Here is a 20,504-nt window from a genome sequence, read left to right as displayed (position 1 = left end):
TGTATCAGGAGTATGATGACCGTCGGCATGATCTCAAAACCGCATGAGCGCCTCGCTGAAATACTGGCGGGTGAAATGGAGGCTGTGAACACGTTGATCCGCACCCGGATGGCGTCGGACCATGCCCCACGTATCCCCGAAGTGACCCAGCATCTGGTCGAGGCGGGCGGAAAGCGCCTGCGCCCGATGCTGACATTGGCAGCGGCGCGGCTGTTTGGCTATTCGGGCGAGCACCATGTACGCCTTGCTGCCACGGTCGAGTTCATCCATACCGCTACCCTTCTGCACGACGACGTTGTGGATGAGAGCGCGCAGCGGCGCGGACGCCCGACCGCAAATCTACTTTGGGACAATAAATCCAGTGTGCTGGTCGGTGATTACCTGTTTTCTCGCAGCTTCCAATTGATGGTCGAAACGGGTTCGCTGCGGGTTCTGGATATCTTGGCCAATGCCTCAGCAACCATCGCCGAGGGCGAGGTGCTGCAAATGACCGCAGCAACCGACCTGCGGACAGATGAAAGCGTTTACCTACAGGTCGTGCGCGGCAAGACAGCAGCTTTGTTTTCAGCTGCGACCGAGGTGGGCGGCGTGATCGCCGGTGCATCGGAAGAACAGATCAAGGCCCTGTTCGATTATGGTGACGCATTGGGGATCGCATTCCAGATTGCAGACGACCTGCTGGACTATCAAGGGGACAGCAAGACAACCGGCAAAAATGTGGGCGATGATTTCCGCGAACGAAAGCTGACCCTGCCTGTCATCAAGGCTGTTGCACAGGCCACGCCCGAAGAGCGTGCTTTCTGGGAGCGTACGATCGAAAAAGGCCGCCAACAGGACGGTGATCTGGATCATGCGCTGGGTTTGATGGACAAATACGCAACGCTGGAAAAAACCCGGCAGGACGCTTTGGGCTGGGCGAACAAGGCAAAGGCATCTTTGGATGTTCTGCCCGATCATGAAATTCGCAGCCTGCTGCGCGAACTGGCCGATTACGTGGTCTCGCGTCTTAGTTAAGCTGTGTCGCGCGGCACCACCAGTCAGGATGCGCCGCACCGATCTCATAGGCCGCGAGATGCGCGTCTTTCATTGTGGGATATAGGGCAAAACAGGTTGATCCTGACCCCGACATGCGCGTCACAAGGGCACGACTGGTCATGTTCAACTCGTCCAAAACCTGTTCGATCTCACGTGCAACGCCCATGGCAGGTACCTGCAAGTCATTGCGTTGATCACGCAACCACAGGGCACAGGCTTCAGCGTCTTCAAAATCAGGGACCAGCTCAGGCATCGGCGGATTGTCTCGGGACGCCAGCGCGTTGAAAACGGCTCCTGTCGGCACCGGCACATTCGGGTTGACCAACAGGGCAGGTAGGTTCGGAAGGTTTACCGCCGCCAAACGATCGCCAATGCCTTGCATTCTGATCGCCCGGTTTTCGAGACAAACGGGCACATCTGCCCCCAGTGACAACGGCAGGTCAGGCGGGATGTCACGGCCCAGACCGCCCAGAATATTCAGCGTGGCGGCCGCATCCGATGATCCACCCCCAATACCTGCTCCGTGGGGCAGAGATTTGGTCAGGTCGATATGCCCGGTCCAACCGACACCTTCGGCCGCTTTCCAGACCAGGTTACGGCTGTCCGTGGGCACGCCTTCAGCAAACTCCCCACTCACGTCCATAGTCAGCTCAGGGCCGGGTGTGAATGTCAACTGATCGCCGAGATCAGCAAAAACCACTAACGAATCCAACAGGTGATAACCGTCCTTACGACGTCCGGTCACATGCAGGGTCAGGTTGATCTTGGCGGGCGCAAACGCCTTAATTTCCATTTGCGACTTTCAAAGGTTCCGCACCTTCTTCGGCCAGAACGGCACTTAGTCCGACCTCGATCTTGCGTCGAATGCGATCTGGGTCAGCCTCGCCATCTGTCTCTTCGGGGTCAACAAAGGACAGCGCCCGCTTCCATTGGAACTCGGCCTCGCGCGCACGTCCGACAGCCCAATAGACATCCCCCAGATGATCATTGACGACCGGATCAACAGGCATCAGCTCGACCGCGCGCTCCATATGCTCGACCGCTTCTTCGTAACGACCCAGACGGAACAGAACCCAACCCAGACTATCCACGATGTAGCCGCTATCCGGGCGGGCTTCGACCGCGCGTTGGATCATGTCCAGCGCTTCATCCAGCTTTTCTTTCCGTTCTACCAAAGAATAGCCCAAGTAGTTCAGCACCTGCGGCTGATCCGGATTCAACTCCAGCGCCCGGCGGAAATCGGTTTCAGCCTGATCCCACTGCTTCAGCCGCTCGTGGCTTATGCCGCGCGCGTAGTGCAGGAACCAATTCCCACCTGCCTGACTGTCCGTCAAAGCAATCGCAGTGTCATAAGAGGCAACCGCAGCCGCATAGTTTTCCTGACGACGCTGAAGATCTGCCAGAGAAACATGCACGCTGGGCAAATCAGGGTTTTGCAGCGCCAGGTTTTGCAGAACTTCAATGGCCGCATCGGTTTTTCCGGATTTATCCAGGGTCTCGGCCCGTCCAAGTTCTGCGGCATGGTGGTCATTGCTGCCTGCCGGGACCATACGATAGGCCGCAACAGCCAGATCATACTGTTGCAGCTTGTCCAGCAATTCCGCACTCAGCAGAATGGCGTCCACGTGGTCAGGGCGCAGAAAGCTCGCCAGTCGCGCGTAAAGCAGGACGTAGTCAGCCGAAGCCTCGCTGTTCAATGCGGCACCAACGGTAAAGAATATTTCCGCCATGCCATCCAGCGCAGAGCCCGCATGGGTGAACGGAAGCGTCTCGCCCGCAGTCAATTGGCCGGTATAGGCTTCAATGGTCGGATCGCTACCGGAAACAAACACATCGTCCAGAAATCGAATGGCGTCTTCGTTGCGATCCAGCTGTGACAGCACCTCTGTACGGGCCAGCGCGGCCCGACGTGAGAACCGCGCAACCGCGCCGTTATTATCCGCAAATATCACCTCGGCACCTTCGAAATCGCCGATAGAGGCCAATGCCATGGCTTTGTGATACAGCGCAAATTCCCTGAGGCCTTCCTGCGTGGCCACGGCATCGAACTGCTCCATGGCCTTTGTCATTTCACCTTGCCCCAGATGGGCCCATGCGATCATCAGTCCATCAACTAAAGGACCGATCCCCTGCGTTTCAGGGTCACGCGCCAGAAGTTCGTCAAACTTGCCGTCAGCAATCAAATTGGCCGAAATCGCCATGCGCGCGGCCTGACTGGGAAGGTTGGCTTCCTCGATCTGCTTTGCAACGGGCAAAGCACGGGCAATTTCCCCCAGCGCAAGGCGGGCGACAACAACGCTTTCCAAGAGCAGCGCGTTTTCCGGATCAAACCTGAGAGCCTGGGCGTAGTATCTTTCCGCCGCAGAATAGTCGCTTTCGTAGATCGCCTGACGCCCGGCCAGATATGAACCGGCACCCGAATCCGAATAGGCCGGAACTGCGACCGACGACATGAGCAGCACGGACAATGCCGCGCGACGAACCAGGGAAACCACCGAAATCCTGCCTTACTATCGTTGACTGACGGTTAAGCTAGGGCTTCGGTCGGCAAGAGGCAATGGCAGAGCCTTCACGACCCTGCCATTGCCGGTTTTTTGCTTACATGTTCGGATAGTTTGGCCCGTCGCCACCCTGCGGCGTGGTCCAGGTGATATTCTGGCTTGGATCCTTGATGTCGCAGGTTTTGCAGTGAACGCAGTTCTGGAAGTTGATGACGAATCGCGGCCCGTTGTCATCCTCGACCATTTCGTAAACGCCTGCCGGGCAATAGCGCTGCGCCGGTTCGTCGAACTTGGGCAGGTTGACCTTGACCGGGATTTCCGGGTCTGCCAGGCGCAGGTGGCAGGGCTGGCTTTCCTCGTGATTGGTTGCCGCAAAGGACACGTTGGTCAGCCGGTCAAAGGACAGTGTCCCATCGGGCTTGGGATAGTCGATCGGCTTGTGCTTGCTGGCTTCTTCGGTCGACTGGGCGTCGTTCTTGCCATGTCCCAGCGTACCAAAGAGCGAAAAGCCCAATGTGTTGGTCCACATGTCCAGACCACCCAGCACCAGCGAGGGGATCATGCCCCACTTGGACCACATCGGCTTGACGTTGCGCACCTTCTTCAGGTCCTTGCCAATTGCGCCGTTGCGAACATCGGCTTCGTAAGCGGTCAGCTCATCGCCTGAACGGTCAGCCTTGATCGCGTCATAAGCAGCCTCAGCCGCGGCCTTGCCCGACAGCATCGCATTGTGGTTGCCTTTGATGCGCGGCACGTTGACCATGCCCGCGGAACAGCCCAGCAGCGCCACGCCCGGCGCCACCAGCTTGGGCATCGATTGAAGGCCGCCTTCGGTGATCGCACGGGCACCGTAAGCCACGCGCTTGCCGCCTTTCAGCAGCTCGGCCACCATCGGGTGATGCTTGAAGCGCTGGAATTCCATGTAGGGGTACAGGTGCGGGTTCTTGTAGTTCAGGTGAACCACAAAGCCGACATAGACCTGATTGTTTTCAAGATGATAGATGAACGACCCGCCGCCTGCGTTGCCGCCCAGAGGCCAGCCCATTGTGTGCGTGACCGTACCTTCCTTGTGCTTTGCCGGATCGATCTCCCAGATCTCTTTCATGCCGACGCCGTATTTCTGCGGCTCTTTGCCGGCAGACAAGTCGTATTTGGCGATGACTTCCTTGGACAGTGAGCCGCGCACACCTTCCGACAAGAAGACGTATTTGCCGTGCAGTTCCATGCCAGGCTCAGTATTGGGGCCATAAGAGCCGTCCGCTTCCAGACCAAAGACACCGGCCACCACGCCTTTGACTTCACCGTTATCGCCGTAAACCAGTTCGGAACAGGCCATGCCGGGGAAGATTTCCACGCCCAGTTCCTCAGCCTGCTCGGCCATCCAGCGGCAAACATTGCCCATCGAAACGATGTAGTTGCCATGGTTGTTCATCAGCGGCGGCATCGGGAAGTTGGGGATGCGGATTTTACCTGCCTCGCCCAGCATGTAGAAATTGTCTTCATGCACCGGCACGTTCAGCGGAGCACCCTTAGCCTTCCAATCCGGGATCAAAGCATCCAGCCCGCAGGGATCGAGAACTGCGCCAGACAGGATATGAGCGCCCACTTCCGAGCCCTTTTCCAGAACGACAACGTTCAGATCCGCATCCAGCTGTTTCAGACGAATGGCCGCCGACAGGCCCGCAGGACCTGCGCCTACGATCACCACGTCATATTCCATTGCTTCGCGTTCAATCTCGGCCATCGCGGGCTCCCTAGCTTACTTTCCGAATTGGCGCTGTCACTGCAGGATCTGCGCAATTTTGTTTCACGGCTGATTACATGGTCAGTAAGACTTTGGTCAATCGAAACACGGCGTAACAAGGGCGCTATTCGACACATCAGTCCTCTGGTGCATCACCCATCAGGTATCTGGGACCGCTACCATGGGATTTTGCCCTGTCATCGGGGTTATAAAGCTTGCATTTCGGCAAGCTGAGGCACCCACACCCGATGCAGCCGTCCAGATTGTCGCGCAATCGCATCAGGGTATCGATTCGCTGATCCAGATGAGTGCGCAACCGCACGCTTATGGCTTTCCAATCCTGTGGTGTCGGTGTTCGCTTTCCCGGCAAGCCCGACAAGACCTCGCGAATTTCAGGCAAGGTCAGGCCGAACTGCTGTGCGATCATGACAAAGCTCAGCCGCCGGATATCTGCCCGCTGGTAACGTCGCTGCCCACCTGCATTGCGCCAGGGCGCGATCAAACCCTGTGCTTCGTAATACCGGATCGCCGAAACGGCCAACCCCGTACGTCGGGCCAATGCCCCGATTGCCAACCCTTCTGAAACAGCCATGTCGCCCTCGAAGAAATACCTTGACCTAAAGTTAGGTTTAGAAATTACGGTGAGTCGAAACAAGCCAAAAAAGGAGATCCCATGATGGCAACGCTTGAACATACCAATTTCACTGTCAGCGACCCACAGGCCTCGGCCGCCTGGATGCAGCAGGTCTTTGGCTGGAAAACACGGTGGGAAGGACCCGCAATATCAGGCGGATACACGGTGCATGTCGGATCGGCCCACACCTATCTTGCGCTTTACAAACCAGATGCGCCGAAACCATTGGTCGAAAGCAGCTACGATATCGTCGGCGGGCTGAATCATGTTGGTGTTCTGGTCGAAGATATCGATGCAACCGAGGCCAAGGTGCGCAAGGCCGGGTTCGAACCCCATAATCATGCCGATTACGAACCGGGGCGTCGGTTCTATTTCAGGGATGACAACGGCATCGAGTTTGAAGTGGTTCAATATGATTGAGATGCTGTGGCTCTGCACGCCTTCAAAGCGATGGTGCAAGGGTGGGCAACCGGACCATCGCCATAGGCCACACCCGAAACAATCCCGCCGGCGCAATGTTGCAAATTGATCGCTGCACCTGCTGACACCCCTTGCAATTCACGTGGTATTTGGGTCAGGTAATCGTCAACCTAGGACTCGCCCCGACGCTTCTGTGCGGCGGGGCGAGTCAGTTTATGCGTGGACGTAGAGAGTATGGAAAAGATCCCGATGACGCCTGCGGGCAATGCCGCACTCGCAGCTGAGCTGAAGAACCTCAAATCCGTCGAACGCCCTGCGATCATCGAAGCCATCGCATCGGCGCGAGAACTTGGCGACCTGAAAGAAAACGCCGAATATCATTCAGCCCGCGAAAAGCAGGGGTTTATCGAAGGTCGCATCAAGGAACTGGAAGGTATCCTGTCACTGGCGGATGTAATTGACCCTGCAAAACTGTCTGGCGCGATCAAGTTTGGCGCAAAGGTTACATTGGTTGACGAGGATACCGACGAAGAAAAGACGTGGCAGATCGTCGGTGAATATGAAGCCAATATCGAAGCTGGCCTTTTGAATATCAAATCCCCCATCGCCCGCGCCCTGATCGGCAAGGACGAAGGTGACAGTGTCGAGGTGCGCACCCCTGGCGGCGTGCGCTCTTATGAAATTCTGAGTATCAAGTACGCCTGACCGGAGCGCATGTAATGTCGGGGCCCAAACCTGACCCGGAAACTGAAAGACCGACTTCGCTGGGCATCTATGACCGCCCAAAGGCGCCGTCTGTCACCGAGATTGAGATTGCCGCACTGGTGCTCAGCCTGATTTGGCTGGTGGTGTCGGTTGTTTTTCTGGTGTTGCCAGATAAGGCGCAGAGCGGTGGTTTTGTTGTCACCTTTCTGGCCGTTTTCATGCCTGTGGCGATGATCTGGGTCGCGGCCACTGCCATGCGTGCCAGCCGCGTGATGCGCGAGGAAAGCGCGCGGCTGCAAACTGCGATTGATGCGATCCGCCAGGCTTATGTGGCGCAGCAGCAGCGCGCATCCAGCACCTACGAACCTGCGGTAGCAAAGAAACTGGATGAGATCGCAGCCGCGGCGCGAAAAACCGAAAGCGCGCTGGCAACATTTTCGACCAAGCGCACAACGCCCCCTTACGCCCCTGCAAAACCACTCGTTGCGGGTGCTCAAACCTCGCTTGAACTGGGCACATCTGCGGAAGAAATTGCGCCACCGCTGAGCACCGATATCTTTATCCGCGCCTTGAACTTCCCGGAAACTCAGAATGACACCGAAGGGTTTAATGCCCTGCGCGTGGCGCTGAAAGACCGCAAGACGGCGCAGATCGTGCAAGCCTCGCAGGATGTTCTTACACTGCTCAGCCAGGAAGGCATCTATATGGACGACCTGCGCCCTGACATGGCCCGGCCCGAAATCTGGCGTCAGTTCGCGCAGGGCGCGCGGGGTCGCGCTGTCGCCTCGCTGGGGGGTGTACGCGACCGGTCCTCGCTGGCGCTGACAGCTGCGCGGATGAAACAGGATCCCATTTTTCGCGACGCCGCCCACCATTTTCTTCGCCGCTTCGACAAGATGATGGCCGAGTTCGAGCCCACCGCAAGCGATGCAGAACTGAGCGCTTTGGGTGAGACCCGCACGGCGCGGGCGTTCATGTTGCTGGGGCGCGTGGCCGGGACGTTTGATTAGTCCGATTTGACGACCCAAGACATCTTTGTCGCGCTGCTGAAACCAAACACGTAACTTAAAGGCCCGGTTTTTTCTTCCCCCACAGGCCGAAATCCTTCGCGCTCATATAAAGCGCGGGCGCGGGGGTTTGTGTCGATAACGTCAAGCTGAACCACTGACATGTTTTGTTTCCGCGCCTCACGCTTAACGGCATCCAGCAAGGCCGTACCAACGCCTTTTCCACGCGAGCCCGCGGCCACAAATATGCCATCCATCTGAAACACACCGGGTTTCAGTTCGCGTTCCAAAATGCTGAGGATGAGGGCGCGCCAAATGGCCCCAAACCAGCCATAGACCTTTGCTAGGTCTGACATTCTGCCTCCGGCCAATGCACCATCGCGTGTCTTGAAACCTGCAAGCCCCAAAATCCGGTCTTCCTTGTCCCGTGCAACAAGCGCGAAATCCGGGTTCAACGAAGTTTCGAAGAAAGCCAGCCCCTTTTCATCCGGACCCATGACTTTGTTCAGTTTCGCCGAAAATGCCTGCCAGAACAGGGTCGCCACCAGTGGGCGTTCCGCATCAGAAAAACCGCGTGAGATCGTGATTTTCACAACCCAAAACTGCCATACGGGATAAACCGAACCATATCACCCGGTTGGATATGCCGGGCACCATCTTCTATTTCGACCAGCCCTTCGGCCCAGCTGAGCCCGCTGATCCGGCCCGATCCTTCTGACTTGAAGACTTCAACCCGGCCTTCCCGTATGCGCGCGCGCAGGTATTCGCGGCGGCCCGGTTTCTTGCGCTTTTCAAAGGCAGCGGGCACTTCGAACCCTTGCGGCTCGATCCAGCCTTCGCCAGACATCAGGCCCAGCGCCGGTCGCGCAAAGATCAAGGTGCAGACCAAGGCGGCAACGGGATTGCCGGGCAGTCCAAAGACTGGGGTTCCGGACCACAACCCCAAAGCCAGAGGGCGACCGGGTTTCAAGGCGATCCGCCAGTATTGCATCGCCCCCGCCTGGCGCAGCAAGGCAGACACGTGGTCTTCGTCACCAGCAGATGCGCCACCACTCGTCAGTATCACATCTGCCTGTTCCGCAGCCTGGTCCAGCCGTTCCCGCAGGGTGTCCCGATCATCTGAAACACGCCCCATATCCACTGGTACAAACCCCAGCCTTTCGACCAGAGACAACAGCATCGGGCGGTTGGCGTCGAATATCTGACCCGGTCCGGCGCACTCTCCGGCGTCGACCAGTTCATCGCCAGTCGATACCACGGCGACACGCAGCGGTTTGCGCACCTTCACCTCGGCAATGCCCAAAGCGGTGAGCAGCGCAAGATCAGCCGGTGTCAATCGGCGCCCTGTAGGTAGGGCCAGATCGCCTGCGGCCACATCCTCGCCCGCTTGCCTTGTATTTGCCCCCTTTTTCAGCGGGCCGTGGAATGCGATATGCCCGTCTTTAACTGTGACATCCTCTTCCAGAATAACCGTATCCACCCCGTCAGGCAGCGCGGCACCCGTCAGAACGCGCACTGCCTGACCCTCGGGAACATCACCGTCGAACGGGATACCGGCTGCTGCACGCCCATCGACCAGCGGCAGGACCTGTGGCCCATCTGAAACCGGACCAGCGAACCCAAACCCATCCACGGCTGTATTCGGCTGCGGCGGGTTGGAACGTTGGGCTGTCACATCTTCTGCCAGAATGCGCCCACTCGCCTTTTTCAGCGCGATCACCTCGACCGAGGTAATCGGATGCAACCTGTCGCGCAAATAGGCCAAGGCGTCATCAACCGGCGTCCACTCCACACCCGCTGGCAGCGCAAAACAATCGTTGCGCAATGGTGGCGGGGCTATGTTCGGCTTTTTCTGAGTCACACCCAATATCCAGCCTTCCTCTGCCGCTGAAACATCTAATTGCGCTTTCAACTCCTGCTCTGTCAAACGCGACAGAGTCAAGGCGACCTGTTCGACTTGCCAAGCATCCTTGATCCGCCCGTCCGGTGGCGCACCCAAGGTGAGCGACGGCCAGATTTCCACAAAGGCAACGGGTCTATCCAACGACTCGAACGGCCAGACCGCGACTTGTCCGGCAAAGCGATGGCGGAGCCTGCTCAGAACTGGAAGCCCCATCATCACCTGCCCACCGACCGCGCCTGCACCCGCCATCTGCCATCTGCCATCTGCCATCTGCCATCTGCCATCTGCCATCTGCCATCTGCCATCTGCCATCTGCCATCTGCCAGCAGGTGAAACTGCCTTTTGCCAAGGCTTCAACCGCACGACGGTCGGAAAACGGATTGGAATAGCCCGTCTTGGTTCGCGGCAAACCATCAATGTCACGCCCGAGGCCATTCATCCAAAATGGGCCTCTTCCTCCGAATTGTCGATTGATCCGGCCTGCCAAGTCGAAACGATTGTTCGTTTTCGGACCGTCCTCGACATGTTGTTCGAACCAGTCCCACAAGGTCAAGGGGTCATCCGTTCCGGTGATCGCGCGGGCAAAGCCCTTCGGGTATCCAAAAGGGAAATCGAACCCCAGAAACAGGCGGCGACCTGCCTTCAGTTCGGTGCGGATCAGGGCATCCAGCCACGCCTCGGCAAGCGCCCGGTTGCGTAGGTATTCAGGTTCCTGTGCCTGCCCTTCACGCACAATACAGACCCAGATCGCGTCTTTGCGCGGTGTAGGCCCGGTGTCATTTCCACCAGACCAGTCCACCATGGCAAAGGTCTGGAACAGGGTCACAAACCGACCTCATCCAATATGAAGTCCGCGATCCCGACTGTGTCGTTCAGGTCGAAAACCGGGCGATCTAGTTCCAGCGCCGTGTCGCTGGCAACGGCTCGAACGGTATCGTTTTCAATCGCGATCAGAGGGTTTCCCGCCTCGGCGCGAAACGCCTCGATCTTTGGGTGGCCTTCCCGTTTGAAGCCTTCAACCAGCACCAGATCAACCGGTGAAAGCCGCGCCAGCAGTTCGGCCAAAGGCGGCTCGGGCGCGCCGCGCAGCTCCTGCATCAAGGCGACGCGCCGCCCCGACGCAAGCAACACCTCGCTGGCGCCAGCAACGCGGTGACGATGACTGTCCGTGCCCGGCTGGTCCACATCGACGCCGTGATGCGCGTGCTTGACGGTTGAGACGGCAAAGCCCCGCCCCGTGATCTCGGCCACCAGCCGTTCCATCAGCCCGGTTTTGCCTGCGTTTTTCCAGCCAGTGACGCCGTAGACTCTCATACCTGCTCCAACAATGTCCGGGCGCGGTCCAAATCGTCAGGCGTATTGACGTTGAAGAACGGATCAAACGGGTCAGCCTGGAACAAAGCCTCGCGCCCGTCGTGTTTATCAGTCCACAGCACGACCTTGCGCAACCCGTCCGTCAGAGCCGCCCGCAGATCATCGCGCAGAGCCACGGGCCAGAGCCCAAAGGTCGGGTGCCGGTTGACGCGCCTGCCCCCACCGGATTTCAGCGCTTCGTCACCCGTTCGCGGAGTAGTGGCCAAGACCAGAGGATGCACCTGCCCCGCTGCCGCCTCTTGCAGACGCGCCACCAGATCACGCGGGAAGAACGGTGTATCTGCGGCAGCCGTTACGATGCTGTCGGCCCCCTGATCTGCCGCCCAATCTAGCCCCGCCAAAACGCCGGCTAAAGGGCCAGCGAAGTCTTCAATTGTGTCAGGAAGAACAGGTAGCGTCAGATCGCTGAAACGCTTGGGGTCACCATTTGCGTTCAGGGCCAAACCATCGACTTGAGGAGACAGCCGATCAACGACATGGGACAGCAAGCTCTGCCCACCAATCTGCAATAGACCTTTGTCACCGCCGCCCATCCGGGTGGCCTGCCCGCCTGCGAGGATGACGCCGAGGGGTTTCCTGTTTTCATCACTCATTGGCTACTCTTCCGCCGGTGTTTCCTGTCTTCGGCCACAACCGTCGACGGGTCCACATCGCGAACCAACCGTTCCTCACCGGAAAGACAAACAAAGCGCTGTCCGCGCATCCGGCCGATCAGCGTAAGGCCGACCTCACGCGCGATCTCGACACCCCAGGCGGTAAAGCCGGAACGGGACGCCAACACAGGAATACCCATCATCGCCGTTTTGATCACCATCTCGGATGTCAGGCGACCGGTGGTATAGAGGATCTTGTCCTCCGCCGTCGCCCCCTCGGAAAGCATCCAACCTGCGATCTTGTCGACAGCGTTATGGCGACCCACGTCTTCCATATAAACCAGCGGGCGGTTTTCGCGGCACAGTACAGTCCCATGAATTGCCCCGGCCTCAAGATAAAGCGACGGGGTGCGGTTGATCTTGGCCGCCAGATCGTAAAGCCACGAGGTCCGCACCTGCACTTGTGGCAGTTGAACGCCCTCAAGGCCCTCCATCATGTCCCCGAACACCGTTCCCACAGCGCAGCCACTGGTGCGTGTCTTTTTCTTCAGCTTGTCTTCGTACGAAGTCGCGCGTGCGGTGCGGACAACAACGGTTTCAAGATCATCATCGTAATCGACACGGGTAATCTCATCATCAGCCAGCAACATGCCCTGATTTCGCAGAAAACCCAGCGCCAGGTATTCGGGATAGTCGCCAATGGTCATCGCCGTCACAATTTCCTGCGCGTTGAGGAAGATCGTCAGTGGGCGCTCTTCGACCACTGAAATCTGGCTGACCTCGCCATTCTGATCCACACCCTCGACCGCACGGGTCAGGCGGGCCGCGCCCGGATCAGGAGCGATTACATAGTCTGACACGTCGGTTTCGGTGACCAATTGCAACCCCTCCACAAGACCGATACTGCTGCTGGCGTCACCATAGGATTTAGCCATGGCCTCTGCCACATCCAAGTCATACTTCTGGAAAGGTTTTCGCGACGGCACGCCGTTTGTCTTCGTGGCTGTGCCTTTTGGTCTGTTGTTCGGTGTCTTCTCGACAGAAGCCGGGTTGAATATCGTGCAAACCATCGCCTTTTCCATCACCGTTTTTGCAGGCGCGGCGCAGTTCACAGCTCTGCAACTTCTGCAGGATGAAACTCCTACGATCATTGTTTTGATCTCGGCCCTGGCAGTGAACCTGCGGGTTGCGATGTATTCCGCATCACTGACGCCGTTTCTGGGTGCCGCGCCCTTGTGGCAGAGAGCATGTGCGGCTTACCTGATCGTTGATCAGTCTTACGCCTGTTCAATCGCGCAGTTCGAAAAAGAGCCTGATCTGACGATCCCCCAGCGAATGGCCTATTTCCTGGGTTCGGTCACTCCGATCACACCGCTGTGGGTTTTGGGAACCTGTCTGGGTGCCGTGCTGGGTGCTCAAATCCCAGAGAGTTGGGCGCTGGACTTTGCCCTGCCGATCACCTTTCTGGCGATGATCGGGCCGATGATGCGTACGCTGGCCCATGTCATCGCCGCCCTGGTCGCCATTGTCGTTGCCCTGCTGACCGTGAGTGTGCCGTTTAATCTGGGCCTGCTGATCGCGGGCGCAGCAGGGATGATGGCCGGTGCGCAGGCAGAATTGATGCTAAAGCGGAACGCGCCATGAACCAGATCGATCAGACAACAATATGGATCATCATCGCGGGTCTTGCGGTGGGCAGCTATGCTTTGCGCTTTACCTTTATCGGTCTCGTCGGTGATCGCCCGATGCCGCCCTGGTTGTTACGTCACCTTCGATATACAGCCGTGGCCATCCTGCCCGCACTGATCGCGCCGCTGGTGGTTTGGCCTGCAGCCACCGAAGGACAACCGGACATACCCCGTATGTCGGCCGCAGCGGTTGCATTGTCTGTGGGCATTCTAACCAAGAATGTGCTGGCCGCCATCTTTACCGGGGCGGCAACACTTTACATATTGCTGTATTTAGTTGGATGAAGCCGCGTCCAGCTGGTTCAGGCGCGCATTGTTGAACGCCAGTCCCTTCTGCAGGTCCGCGTCGTCGTTTTCACGGTACTCCGCCGTTTGAACGCCTTGCAGCGCTCCAAACTGATCCGACAGTTTGACCGGATAAAATGTGGTCGTGATCTGTTCGAACCCCGGAACCTGCTGCAACAGCTGCGAGGTAGAGTTCGCACAGAATGCACCAGCCACCGGGCCCATCTGCTTGGCCAATTGCAATGCAATTTCGGCCTGTTGCGGAGTGACCTCGATCGTCTGGATGCGCGCATAATGTGTTTCGCGGGCGTGGCTGCTGCGATACGCACGTTCGACATTCGGGGTAATACCGTACAGCACATCGTTCCTGATCGGTACAACATCCGCCCGGAACGACCCTGCCGGGTCGAAAATAACCCGCTCACTGCCGCTGATCATCAACGACGTATGCGCACCCGAACCGGTTCGGGTGCTGATCATCGTGTACAAGGTCAGGGTCGATGGCCCCGGATCGCGATAGGAGCGGGACGTAATTTCAGTTTGATCTGCTTGCGGGCGCTGTGATGCAGCGCAACCAGCCAGCGTTGCGGCCACGAGGCACGCAGTCAATATCCTGAGCAAAGCCGCCCCCGAATTGCTTACGAGGCGAAAACTGCCAGGAACAGGCACAACAAGGCGATCGCGACCACACACCAAGTGGTGGCTTTGATGAAACCGTTGAAAGTTTTGGTTTGAACGTCGATGTTCATTTCGCCGTGCTTGTATTCAGCCATGAGTCTCAGAATCCCAATTCGCGTGTTTGACCTGTTGGATAATGGAAAACAAAACGCCTGTCACCACGTCATTCGCGCGCAGGGCGCGCTTACTTGAGGACCGAGCATCCTGGATACCCAAACCCCCACCGCCAGGGCAGGCCGCTGCACGGCCCGCCACCGAAACGAACCGCCCCATACATGGCATCCGCAGTGATCGCATGAATGGTGCGGATCTGATCAGGTTCCATATCGTAGCGATCCGCATATTCGTCGGCATTCAGATCTCCATGCGCCGCAACACAGGCATGCAGGGCATCGTCCGCCGCCAAACGCGCGTCATAGCTTTCCTCGGCCGAATCCGCGCCGCCAGCATTGTGATATGCCCGGTCGTGGATCACACAACAGTTTTCCCAAGGTGGATGTTCTTCAAAAATCTCACCAACCTGCGGGAATTGCTTTGCCACCCAGCGCCAGCTTGCGGACAACCCACCCGAGCACCCGTCTGTTTCAAATGGTTGCAGCTCGGCTCCGTCGCTCTGGTCCATCAAGGCGCGATGGGCAGGCATTTCGAACCGGCGCATCAAGTCCTGTGCCAAGGCAACATGCGGAATGATGAGTAACAGCAGCGACAGATTAAGGGCTTTCATCGCGCATCGCCTTGGTGTCGACCTGTAATCCGAACGCCGTGGCCAGCCACAACATCAGCCGCTCTGCCGGTCCCATTTCAGCGCGCACGCGCAGAACCTCATTGGCCATAGCCGGGCGATCGGTAATCAGACCATCAACGCCCATAGACGCCATTTTGGACATCTGCAGCGGATCGTTTACTGTCCAGACATAGATATCCTTGCCGGCATCGTGAACCTTTCGGATCAGGCCCGGCGTCGCCATCCCTGCGTTAACGGCGACGAACTCGCCCTCCAACCCCGACAGATCACCAACGGCTGTGGCCGCCAATACACCCGAACGCCAGTCCGGGCGCAGTTTCTTCATCTTTTGGACAGCCGGGTATTTCAACGACATGGTGGCAACCTCGTCCTGCATCTCCAACTCTTCCACCAGTTTGATCACCCGGTTTTCCAGATCGATATCATGGCCATAGTATTTCAGTTCGATAAGAACCCTGGACTTGCCTTTGGCCGCCTCCAGCACATCACGCAGAGTTGGCGTGCGTTCCGAGGCGTATTCCGGGTCGAACCAGCTGCCGATGTCGATATCGGCCACATCCGCCATTGTGGCATCCCAGACCTTCAGATTAACACCCGCCAGCTTCATGAAATCGCTGTCATGGGCCACGATGATCACGTCATCCGCAGATTCCTGAACATCGATTTCAACCCAATCCGCGCCGTCCTCGATCGCTTTCAGAACCGAGGCCATCGTGTTTTCCGGCCGCAAGGCCGCGGCACCCCGGTGGCCAATGACCTCGGCATGATCCGGGGCCTGCACACGTTCCAGCAGACTTTGACCTGACCAAAGGCCAATAACCAACGCGGCAAGGGATGCGCCCACTGTCACAAATACAGGCGCCCGAATTTTCCGGGGTTCTGGGTGGGCGATCTTTTTTGCGTCAATATCGAAAAACCCGTCCAACAAGACGGCCAACGCGCCCAGCGCCGTTGCTGCCAGAACCAGCCCCGCCAATGACCACAGTCCAGCAACGACAAAACTGAAGGTCAAGGCCAGCTTGAGATTGCTGCCGTCCTGCACGGGTACGAGAGTAAACAAAAGGCTGGCCACTGCGGCAATCAAAGCGGCAATGACAAGGCGCATCCCCAGCCAAAGGGCAAGTTCGATCTTCAACCGCCCGCGCTTGCCCTCCATTTTCTGCGCACTTTGGGCAAACGCCGTTCGGGGCGCAGTTCGTTCGAAAAGGACCAATTGCAGGGCCAGCGCCCAGGCGGACAGACGGCGGATCAAAAGCCACGCCAGTACAAGAACAACCACTCCGATCAGAAGAGCCGCCACCTTGAAGGCGGGGGGGCGGAAGGTCAGGTAATAGTTGATGTCATATTCAGTCAGCGTCCACCAAGCGATCAGGCCAGCGACAGCCACGAATGGCAGGGCAAGCAACAGGACACGCAGGATGAAACGCACGGCAAATCCGAACAACGCCGGGAAACGGGACAGGATCAATGCGAGCGCCGCACTGCCAGCACGCCAGGGATCTTGTTCGCCCATGCGCAGCGACCCGGCCATGACCGAGAACACCAGGACCTCAGCCAGCAGAAACAGGCTCAGAACTACAACAGACGAGATAAACCCGACCGGAGACAGCAGGAACATGGCAATGTCCTGATCGGTCAAGGCCGTCTGGTCAGACAGAGAGACTGCCAGATTGACCGCCAGCGCCACCCCTGGCGCAATCAACGCCACAAGCAGCAATCGGACAGCGATATAGATAGGCACAAAAACCCGACGCCGGGCCCAGGCCCCCGCGTAGGCATGTGTTACGGCATGGAAATATCTGCTCACGCGGTCGCCTCCGAACTGATACATTCATTCAAAGGCGCGCAAACGTGAATTGCAAGTCAGCTGTCTTTCAGGTCTGCAGCCAGGCGGAACCCGATGCGGTTGGCTGGCTTGTCTTCAACCGATTTGGGAAGCGCACGCAACATCACGTTCAACTGGCTGACATGTTGCACCAGTTGCGTGCGGGCTCCGGTCCCGTCGGACCCGTAAAAGGTTATCATGTCGGGGTCGAAATAACCCATCCCCTCGATCCGCATTACACCTGCATCGCCACCGGTGAACCCCATCGCGACCTCATGATCGCCGTCCAGCGTCTGTTCGAAATTCTGGATGTACAGGATTAACCGCTCGTAGGCCCATTGTGCGGGGCTCTTGCTAGCCAAGGGTTTTTTCAACGTCTCGGGCAGTTTTTTGCTTCCGGATTCGGCTTTGGGATCGGCGTGCACCTCGTAACACTTTGGCAAAGCTGCGGCTTCTGCGGCCTCGGCCGAGGTTTCGATCTGGTCCTGCATTGGTCTACCCTTTGCGTTGATACAGCCATGCCCCATCCGCGCGTTGCGTCCGGGTTACTGCACCAATGTGGTAGAGGTGATTTACATGTGCAACCGCCTCGACCAGCGCAAGGCCATACTCACCCTCCCGGATTGTACGTTTGAACAGCGGCATAAAGCTGTCAGCGGCAGATTTGGGCTGATCCAGATGATCCAGCAGCCGTTCCAGCGCGCCATGGTGGTTGTCAATCAGCTGCTTCATACGCAACGGCAGACCCGTGAAGGGCAATTTGTGCCCGCCCAAAACCAGATGATCGGGACGGGCGAGCGCCTGAAGCCTCTTACAGGCCTCCATCCATCCTGACACCGGATCGGCCATGGGTTCGGTCGCATAGACACCCAGATTGGGGCTGATCGAGCTTAGGATCTGATCGCCGCTGAGTACCAGATTGTCATCGCGGCTCCAGAAGGTGGCGTGTTCCGGTGCATGGCCATTGCCCATATGAACGTCCCAGTCACGTCCGCCCATACGGATCACATCACCCTGCTGGATCCCGGTAAAACCCAGCGGCATGGGATAGACCGTGTCGGCAAAATTAAAGGGCCGGTCCGCCATCCGTTTGTTCAAAACTTCGGATGCCATGCCCGCACTGCGATAGAAACCCAGCGTTTCTTGCGGCCAGGTTTCCTGCACATCCAGCGTCAGCATCCGCGCAAACAGCCACGAGGTGCGGCTTGTCACCAGCTCGGCGCCGTGTTCCGTCTGAAACCATCCGGCATTGCCAACATGGTCGGGATGGTGGTGAGTCACCACCACCCGCCTGATCGGCTTGCCTGCAAGAGGCCCGGCCATCAACGCTTCCCAGATGCGCCGCGTCTTGTTCGAGGACAGCCCCGTATCGATCACAGTCCAGCTGCCGCCATCGTCCAGTGCGTAGATATTTACATGGTCCAGCGCCATAGGCAGGGGCAGCCGCATCCAGAGAACACCTTGGGCAATCTCGGTGGCTTCGCCCTGCGCGGGCGGTTCAGACCACGGATATCTGATCCCCAATACGTGATCCCCGTCCATCAAACTGCAAACTCGTCCGTGCTCAGCGCGAAAAGGTCATCCGCGCCGTTCTGTGCCCGTGCCAAAAGGCCCGTATGTTCGGGCAACAGGGCGTTGATATAATACCGCGCCAGTTTCGCCCGCGGCCCATCTGGATCGGCAAGGGCGGCGGTCAGGTGATAGTGCCCACCCAGCACCCGGGCAAAAGCCTGGAGATAAGCAACTGCGCCTGCAAAGCGGTTATTCAAATCATCCTGAGCCACCAACCATTCTGTCGCCTCGCGCAGCGTTTCGGTGGCTTCCCAAACAGGGCCCGCCAGATCAGGCAGTGTTGCACGGGCGCGTTCAGCCTGGTCTTCAATCTCATCCAGCAGGTTCGAAGCAGCCTCGCCCCCGTCCATCATCTTCCGCGCAACAAGGTCCATCGCCTGAATGCCGTTGGTGCCCTCGTAGATCGCGGTGACACGCGCATCGCGATAGAACTGTGCCGCTCCGGTTTCCTCAATATATCCCATGCCACCATGCACCTGGACCCCGGTTTCAGCCACACGCATCCCAGTCTGAGTACCAAACGCCTTGCTGATCGGCGTCAACAGCGCGGCCCGCGCAGCCCAATCGGCGTCACCAGTGGCCTCTGCCATATCAATTGCAACCGCATTGGCCAACAGGATCGCGCGCGCGGCATAAACATCAGCACGCATATCCAAAAGCATACGGCGCACATCCGCATGGTCGATAATCGTCCCGGACGGCGTTTTGCCTTGTTTCCGTTCCAGCGCATAGGCCAACGCGTGCTGATATGCACCTTCGGCCACACCCACGCCCTGTCCGCCCACACCCAGACGCGCATTGTTCATCATGGTAAACATGGCCGCCATACCGCCATGTTCGGCGCCCACCAGCCAGCCTTTGGCTTTGTCATATTGCATCACGCAGGTGGGCGACCCGTGCAAACCCATCTTGTGTTCCAGCGAAACCACTTTCAGATCGTTGGCCGCGCCCGGATCACCATTTTCATCAGGCAGGAATTTGGGGACAAGGAATAACGAGATCCCTTTGGTGCCGGGCACCCCATCGGGAAGGCGGGCCAGTACCAGATGGCAGACATTCTCGGTGAAATCGGTATCGCCCCACGAGATGAAGATCTTTTGACCGGTGATCGAATATGTCCCGTCACCGTTCGGCTCAGCCTTCGCAGACAACGCGCCGACATCCGACCCGGCCTGAGCTTCGGTCAGGTTCATGGTGCCCGACCATTCCCCCGTCATCATCTTAGGCAGATACAGCGCTTTCAATTCGTCGCTGGCGTGATGGTCCAACGCCTCGATCTGGCCCTGAGACATAAGCGGCGCAAGTTGCAGCGACAGGCAAGCGGCACTCATCATCTCGTTGACCGCCGTGGTGATGGTCATAGGCAACCCCATCCCCCCGTATTCAGGATTACCACTGATCCCGATCCAGCCACCTTCAGCAATAGCCTTCCAGCCGTCTGCATATCCCGGAGAAGTTCGCAGCACGCCATTTTCAAGCCGTGCAGGTTCCAGATCACCGGGGCGCTGCAGAGGGGCCATCACCTCTTCGCACATCTTTCCAGCTTCGGTCAGGATCGCATTGACCACATCCCCGCTGGCATCAGCAAATTTATCCGTCGCAGCGACCTGGTCGAACCCGACCACTTGGTCCAGCAGGAACTGGTAATCTGAAATTGGGGTGCGATAGGGCATGATCACTCTCGAAGGCTAACAATTCAGAACATATCGGCAGGCTTGGAATTGTGGGCAAGCGCCGGTAAGCGTATGAGCTTGGATCAATTACCTACTGTCCCTTATGTTACAAGCAACCAAAA

Annotated in this window: 23 protein-coding genes; 6 read left to right on the top strand and 17 right to left on the bottom strand. The window is 58.0% G+C overall.

The annotated features are described in order from the left end of the window. Positions 1-15: 15 nt before the first annotated feature. Positions 16-1,014 carry a polyprenyl synthetase family protein gene (locus ACR0BZ_RS06825; protein ID WP_480919821.1) on the top strand — a complete coding sequence of 333 codons (999 nt, stop codon included), beginning with the start codon at positions 16-18 and terminating at the stop codon, positions 1,012-1,014. Here ACR0BZ_RS06825 and ACR0BZ_RS06820 read toward each other — a convergent pair. The 4 genes from ACR0BZ_RS06820 to soxR form a co-directional block, all read right to left on the bottom strand. Continuing rightward, the gene (locus tag ACR0BZ_RS06820; RefSeq protein WP_480919820.1) at positions 1,007-1,828 is read right to left on the bottom strand and encodes a 4-(cytidine 5'-diphospho)-2-C-methyl-D-erythritol kinase; all 822 of its coding nucleotides are present in this window, start codon (positions 1,826-1,828) and stop codon (positions 1,007-1,009) included. The genes ACR0BZ_RS06825 and ACR0BZ_RS06820 overlap by 8 nt on opposite strands. Then, positions 1,818-3,488 carry a tetratricopeptide repeat protein gene (locus ACR0BZ_RS06815; RefSeq protein WP_480919905.1) on the bottom strand — a complete coding sequence of 557 codons (1,671 nt, stop codon included), beginning with the start codon at positions 3,486-3,488 and terminating at the stop codon, positions 1,818-1,820. The genes ACR0BZ_RS06820 and ACR0BZ_RS06815 overlap by 11 nt, the downstream gene beginning before the upstream one ends. A gap of 145 nt (positions 3,489-3,633) precedes the next feature. Beyond that, entirely contained in the window at positions 3,634-5,280 is a 1,647-nt protein-coding gene (locus ACR0BZ_RS06810) for an electron transfer flavoprotein-ubiquinone oxidoreductase (RefSeq protein WP_480919819.1), read from the bottom strand. 136 nt (positions 5,281-5,416) lie between these two features. Beyond that, on the bottom strand, positions 5,417-5,872 hold the full coding sequence (gene soxR / locus ACR0BZ_RS06805) for a redox-sensitive transcriptional activator SoxR (protein WP_209598669.1): 456 nt from the start codon (positions 5,870-5,872) through the stop codon (positions 5,417-5,419). An 81-nt stretch (positions 5,873-5,953) separates the two neighbouring features. Between soxR and ACR0BZ_RS06800 the strand changes: the two genes are divergently transcribed. The 3 genes from ACR0BZ_RS06800 to ACR0BZ_RS06790 all read left to right on the top strand — a co-directional run bounded on the left by ACR0BZ_RS06800 (position 5,954) and on the right by ACR0BZ_RS06790 (position 8,049). Further along, entirely contained in the window at positions 5,954-6,334 is a 381-nt protein-coding gene (locus tag ACR0BZ_RS06800) for a VOC family protein (RefSeq protein WP_209598670.1), read from the top strand. A gap of 234 nt (positions 6,335-6,568) precedes the next feature. After that, entirely contained in the window at positions 6,569-7,039 is a 471-nt protein-coding gene (greA, locus tag ACR0BZ_RS06795; protein WP_209506599.1) for a transcription elongation factor GreA, read from the top strand. A 14-nt stretch (positions 7,040-7,053) separates the two neighbouring features. Beyond that, on the top strand, positions 7,054-8,049 hold the full coding sequence (locus tag ACR0BZ_RS06790) for a hypothetical protein (protein WP_480919818.1): 996 nt from the start codon (positions 7,054-7,056) through the stop codon (positions 8,047-8,049). On the opposite strand, the gene ACR0BZ_RS06785 is transcribed toward ACR0BZ_RS06790, so the two are convergent. The 6 genes from ACR0BZ_RS06785 to ACR0BZ_RS06760 are packed head-to-tail and all read right to left on the bottom strand — an operon-like array spanning position 8,046 to position 12,851. Then, a complete protein-coding gene (locus ACR0BZ_RS06785; protein ID WP_480919817.1) occupies positions 8,046-8,639 on the bottom strand; it encodes a GNAT family N-acetyltransferase in 594 nt (197 codons plus the stop codon). The genes ACR0BZ_RS06790 and ACR0BZ_RS06785 overlap by 4 nt on opposite strands. Next, complete coding sequence (locus ACR0BZ_RS06780) at positions 8,636-10,090, bottom strand: molybdenum cofactor synthesis domain-containing protein (protein WP_480919816.1); 1,455 nt, start codon at positions 10,088-10,090, stop codon at positions 8,636-8,638. Before ACR0BZ_RS06780 ends, ACR0BZ_RS06785 begins: the two co-directional genes overlap by 4 nt. Further along, complete coding sequence (locus ACR0BZ_RS06775) at positions 10,083-10,775, bottom strand: hypothetical protein (protein WP_480919815.1); 693 nt, start codon at positions 10,773-10,775, stop codon at positions 10,083-10,085. The genes ACR0BZ_RS06780 and ACR0BZ_RS06775 overlap by 8 nt, the downstream gene beginning before the upstream one ends. Beyond that, entirely contained in the window at positions 10,772-11,263 is a 492-nt protein-coding gene (gene mobB / locus ACR0BZ_RS06770; RefSeq protein WP_480919814.1) for a molybdopterin-guanine dinucleotide biosynthesis protein B, read from the bottom strand. The genes ACR0BZ_RS06775 and mobB overlap by 4 nt, the downstream gene beginning before the upstream one ends. After that, positions 11,260-11,916 (bottom strand): molybdenum cofactor guanylyltransferase MobA, encoded by a 657-nt coding sequence (gene mobA / locus ACR0BZ_RS06765; RefSeq protein ID WP_480919813.1) that lies wholly within the window; start codon positions 11,914-11,916, stop codon positions 11,260-11,262. The genes mobB and mobA overlap by 4 nt, the downstream gene beginning before the upstream one ends. Next, positions 11,913-12,851 carry a formate dehydrogenase accessory sulfurtransferase FdhD gene (locus tag ACR0BZ_RS06760; protein WP_480919812.1) on the bottom strand — a complete coding sequence of 313 codons (939 nt, stop codon included), beginning with the start codon at positions 12,849-12,851 and terminating at the stop codon, positions 11,913-11,915. The genes mobA and ACR0BZ_RS06760 overlap by 4 nt, the downstream gene beginning before the upstream one ends. Between ACR0BZ_RS06760 and ACR0BZ_RS06755 the strand changes: the two genes are divergently transcribed. Both ACR0BZ_RS06755 and ACR0BZ_RS06750 read left to right on the top strand, forming a co-directional pair. Further along, the gene (locus tag ACR0BZ_RS06755) at positions 12,850-13,560 is read left to right on the top strand and encodes an AzlC family ABC transporter permease (RefSeq protein WP_267364536.1); all 711 of its coding nucleotides are present in this window, start codon (positions 12,850-12,852) and stop codon (positions 13,558-13,560) included. The two genes, ACR0BZ_RS06760 and ACR0BZ_RS06755, sit on opposite strands and share 2 nt — an antisense overlap. After that, positions 13,557-13,889 carry an AzlD domain-containing protein gene (locus tag ACR0BZ_RS06750; RefSeq protein WP_267364537.1) on the top strand — a complete coding sequence of 111 codons (333 nt, stop codon included), beginning with the start codon at positions 13,557-13,559 and terminating at the stop codon, positions 13,887-13,889. The genes ACR0BZ_RS06755 and ACR0BZ_RS06750 overlap by 4 nt, the downstream gene beginning before the upstream one ends. Here the strand turns inward: ACR0BZ_RS06750 and ACR0BZ_RS06745 are convergent. The 7 genes from ACR0BZ_RS06745 to ACR0BZ_RS06715 form a co-directional block, all read right to left on the bottom strand. Continuing rightward, complete coding sequence (locus ACR0BZ_RS06745) at positions 13,878-14,510, bottom strand: hypothetical protein (protein ID WP_480475007.1); 633 nt, start codon at positions 14,508-14,510, stop codon at positions 13,878-13,880. The two genes, ACR0BZ_RS06750 and ACR0BZ_RS06745, sit on opposite strands and share 12 nt — an antisense overlap. 17 nt (positions 14,511-14,527) lie before the next feature. After that, positions 14,528-14,662 (bottom strand): aa3-type cytochrome c oxidase subunit IV, encoded by a 135-nt coding sequence (locus ACR0BZ_RS06740; RefSeq protein WP_267364539.1) that lies wholly within the window; start codon positions 14,660-14,662, stop codon positions 14,528-14,530. Between the two features lie 89 nt (positions 14,663-14,751). Next, on the bottom strand, positions 14,752-15,291 hold the full coding sequence (locus ACR0BZ_RS06735) for a hypothetical protein (RefSeq protein WP_480486605.1): 540 nt from the start codon (positions 15,289-15,291) through the stop codon (positions 14,752-14,754). Beyond that, on the bottom strand, positions 15,278-17,119 hold the full coding sequence (locus ACR0BZ_RS06730; RefSeq protein WP_480919811.1) for a glycerophosphodiester phosphodiesterase: 1,842 nt from the start codon (positions 17,117-17,119) through the stop codon (positions 15,278-15,280). Before ACR0BZ_RS06730 ends, ACR0BZ_RS06735 begins: the two co-directional genes overlap by 14 nt. A 56-nt stretch (positions 17,120-17,175) precedes the next feature. Next, on the bottom strand, positions 17,176-17,628 hold the full coding sequence (locus ACR0BZ_RS06725; protein ID WP_480919810.1) for a DUF6173 family protein: 453 nt from the start codon (positions 17,626-17,628) through the stop codon (positions 17,176-17,178). 4 nt (positions 17,629-17,632) lie between these two features. Next, entirely contained in the window at positions 17,633-18,679 is a 1,047-nt protein-coding gene (locus ACR0BZ_RS06720; protein WP_480919809.1) for an MBL fold metallo-hydrolase, read from the bottom strand. Then, positions 18,679-20,382 carry an acyl-CoA dehydrogenase gene (locus ACR0BZ_RS06715; protein WP_480919808.1) on the bottom strand — a complete coding sequence of 568 codons (1,704 nt, stop codon included), beginning with the start codon at positions 20,380-20,382 and terminating at the stop codon, positions 18,679-18,681. The genes ACR0BZ_RS06720 and ACR0BZ_RS06715 overlap by 1 nt, the downstream gene beginning before the upstream one ends. Between the last annotated feature and the right edge of the window lie 122 nt (positions 20,383-20,504).

This window comes from Ruegeria sp. P8 (assembly GCF_056534665.1).
The sequence above is the reverse complement of the archived record's forward strand: the minus strand, read 5'-3'. Positions and strand labels throughout refer to the sequence as shown.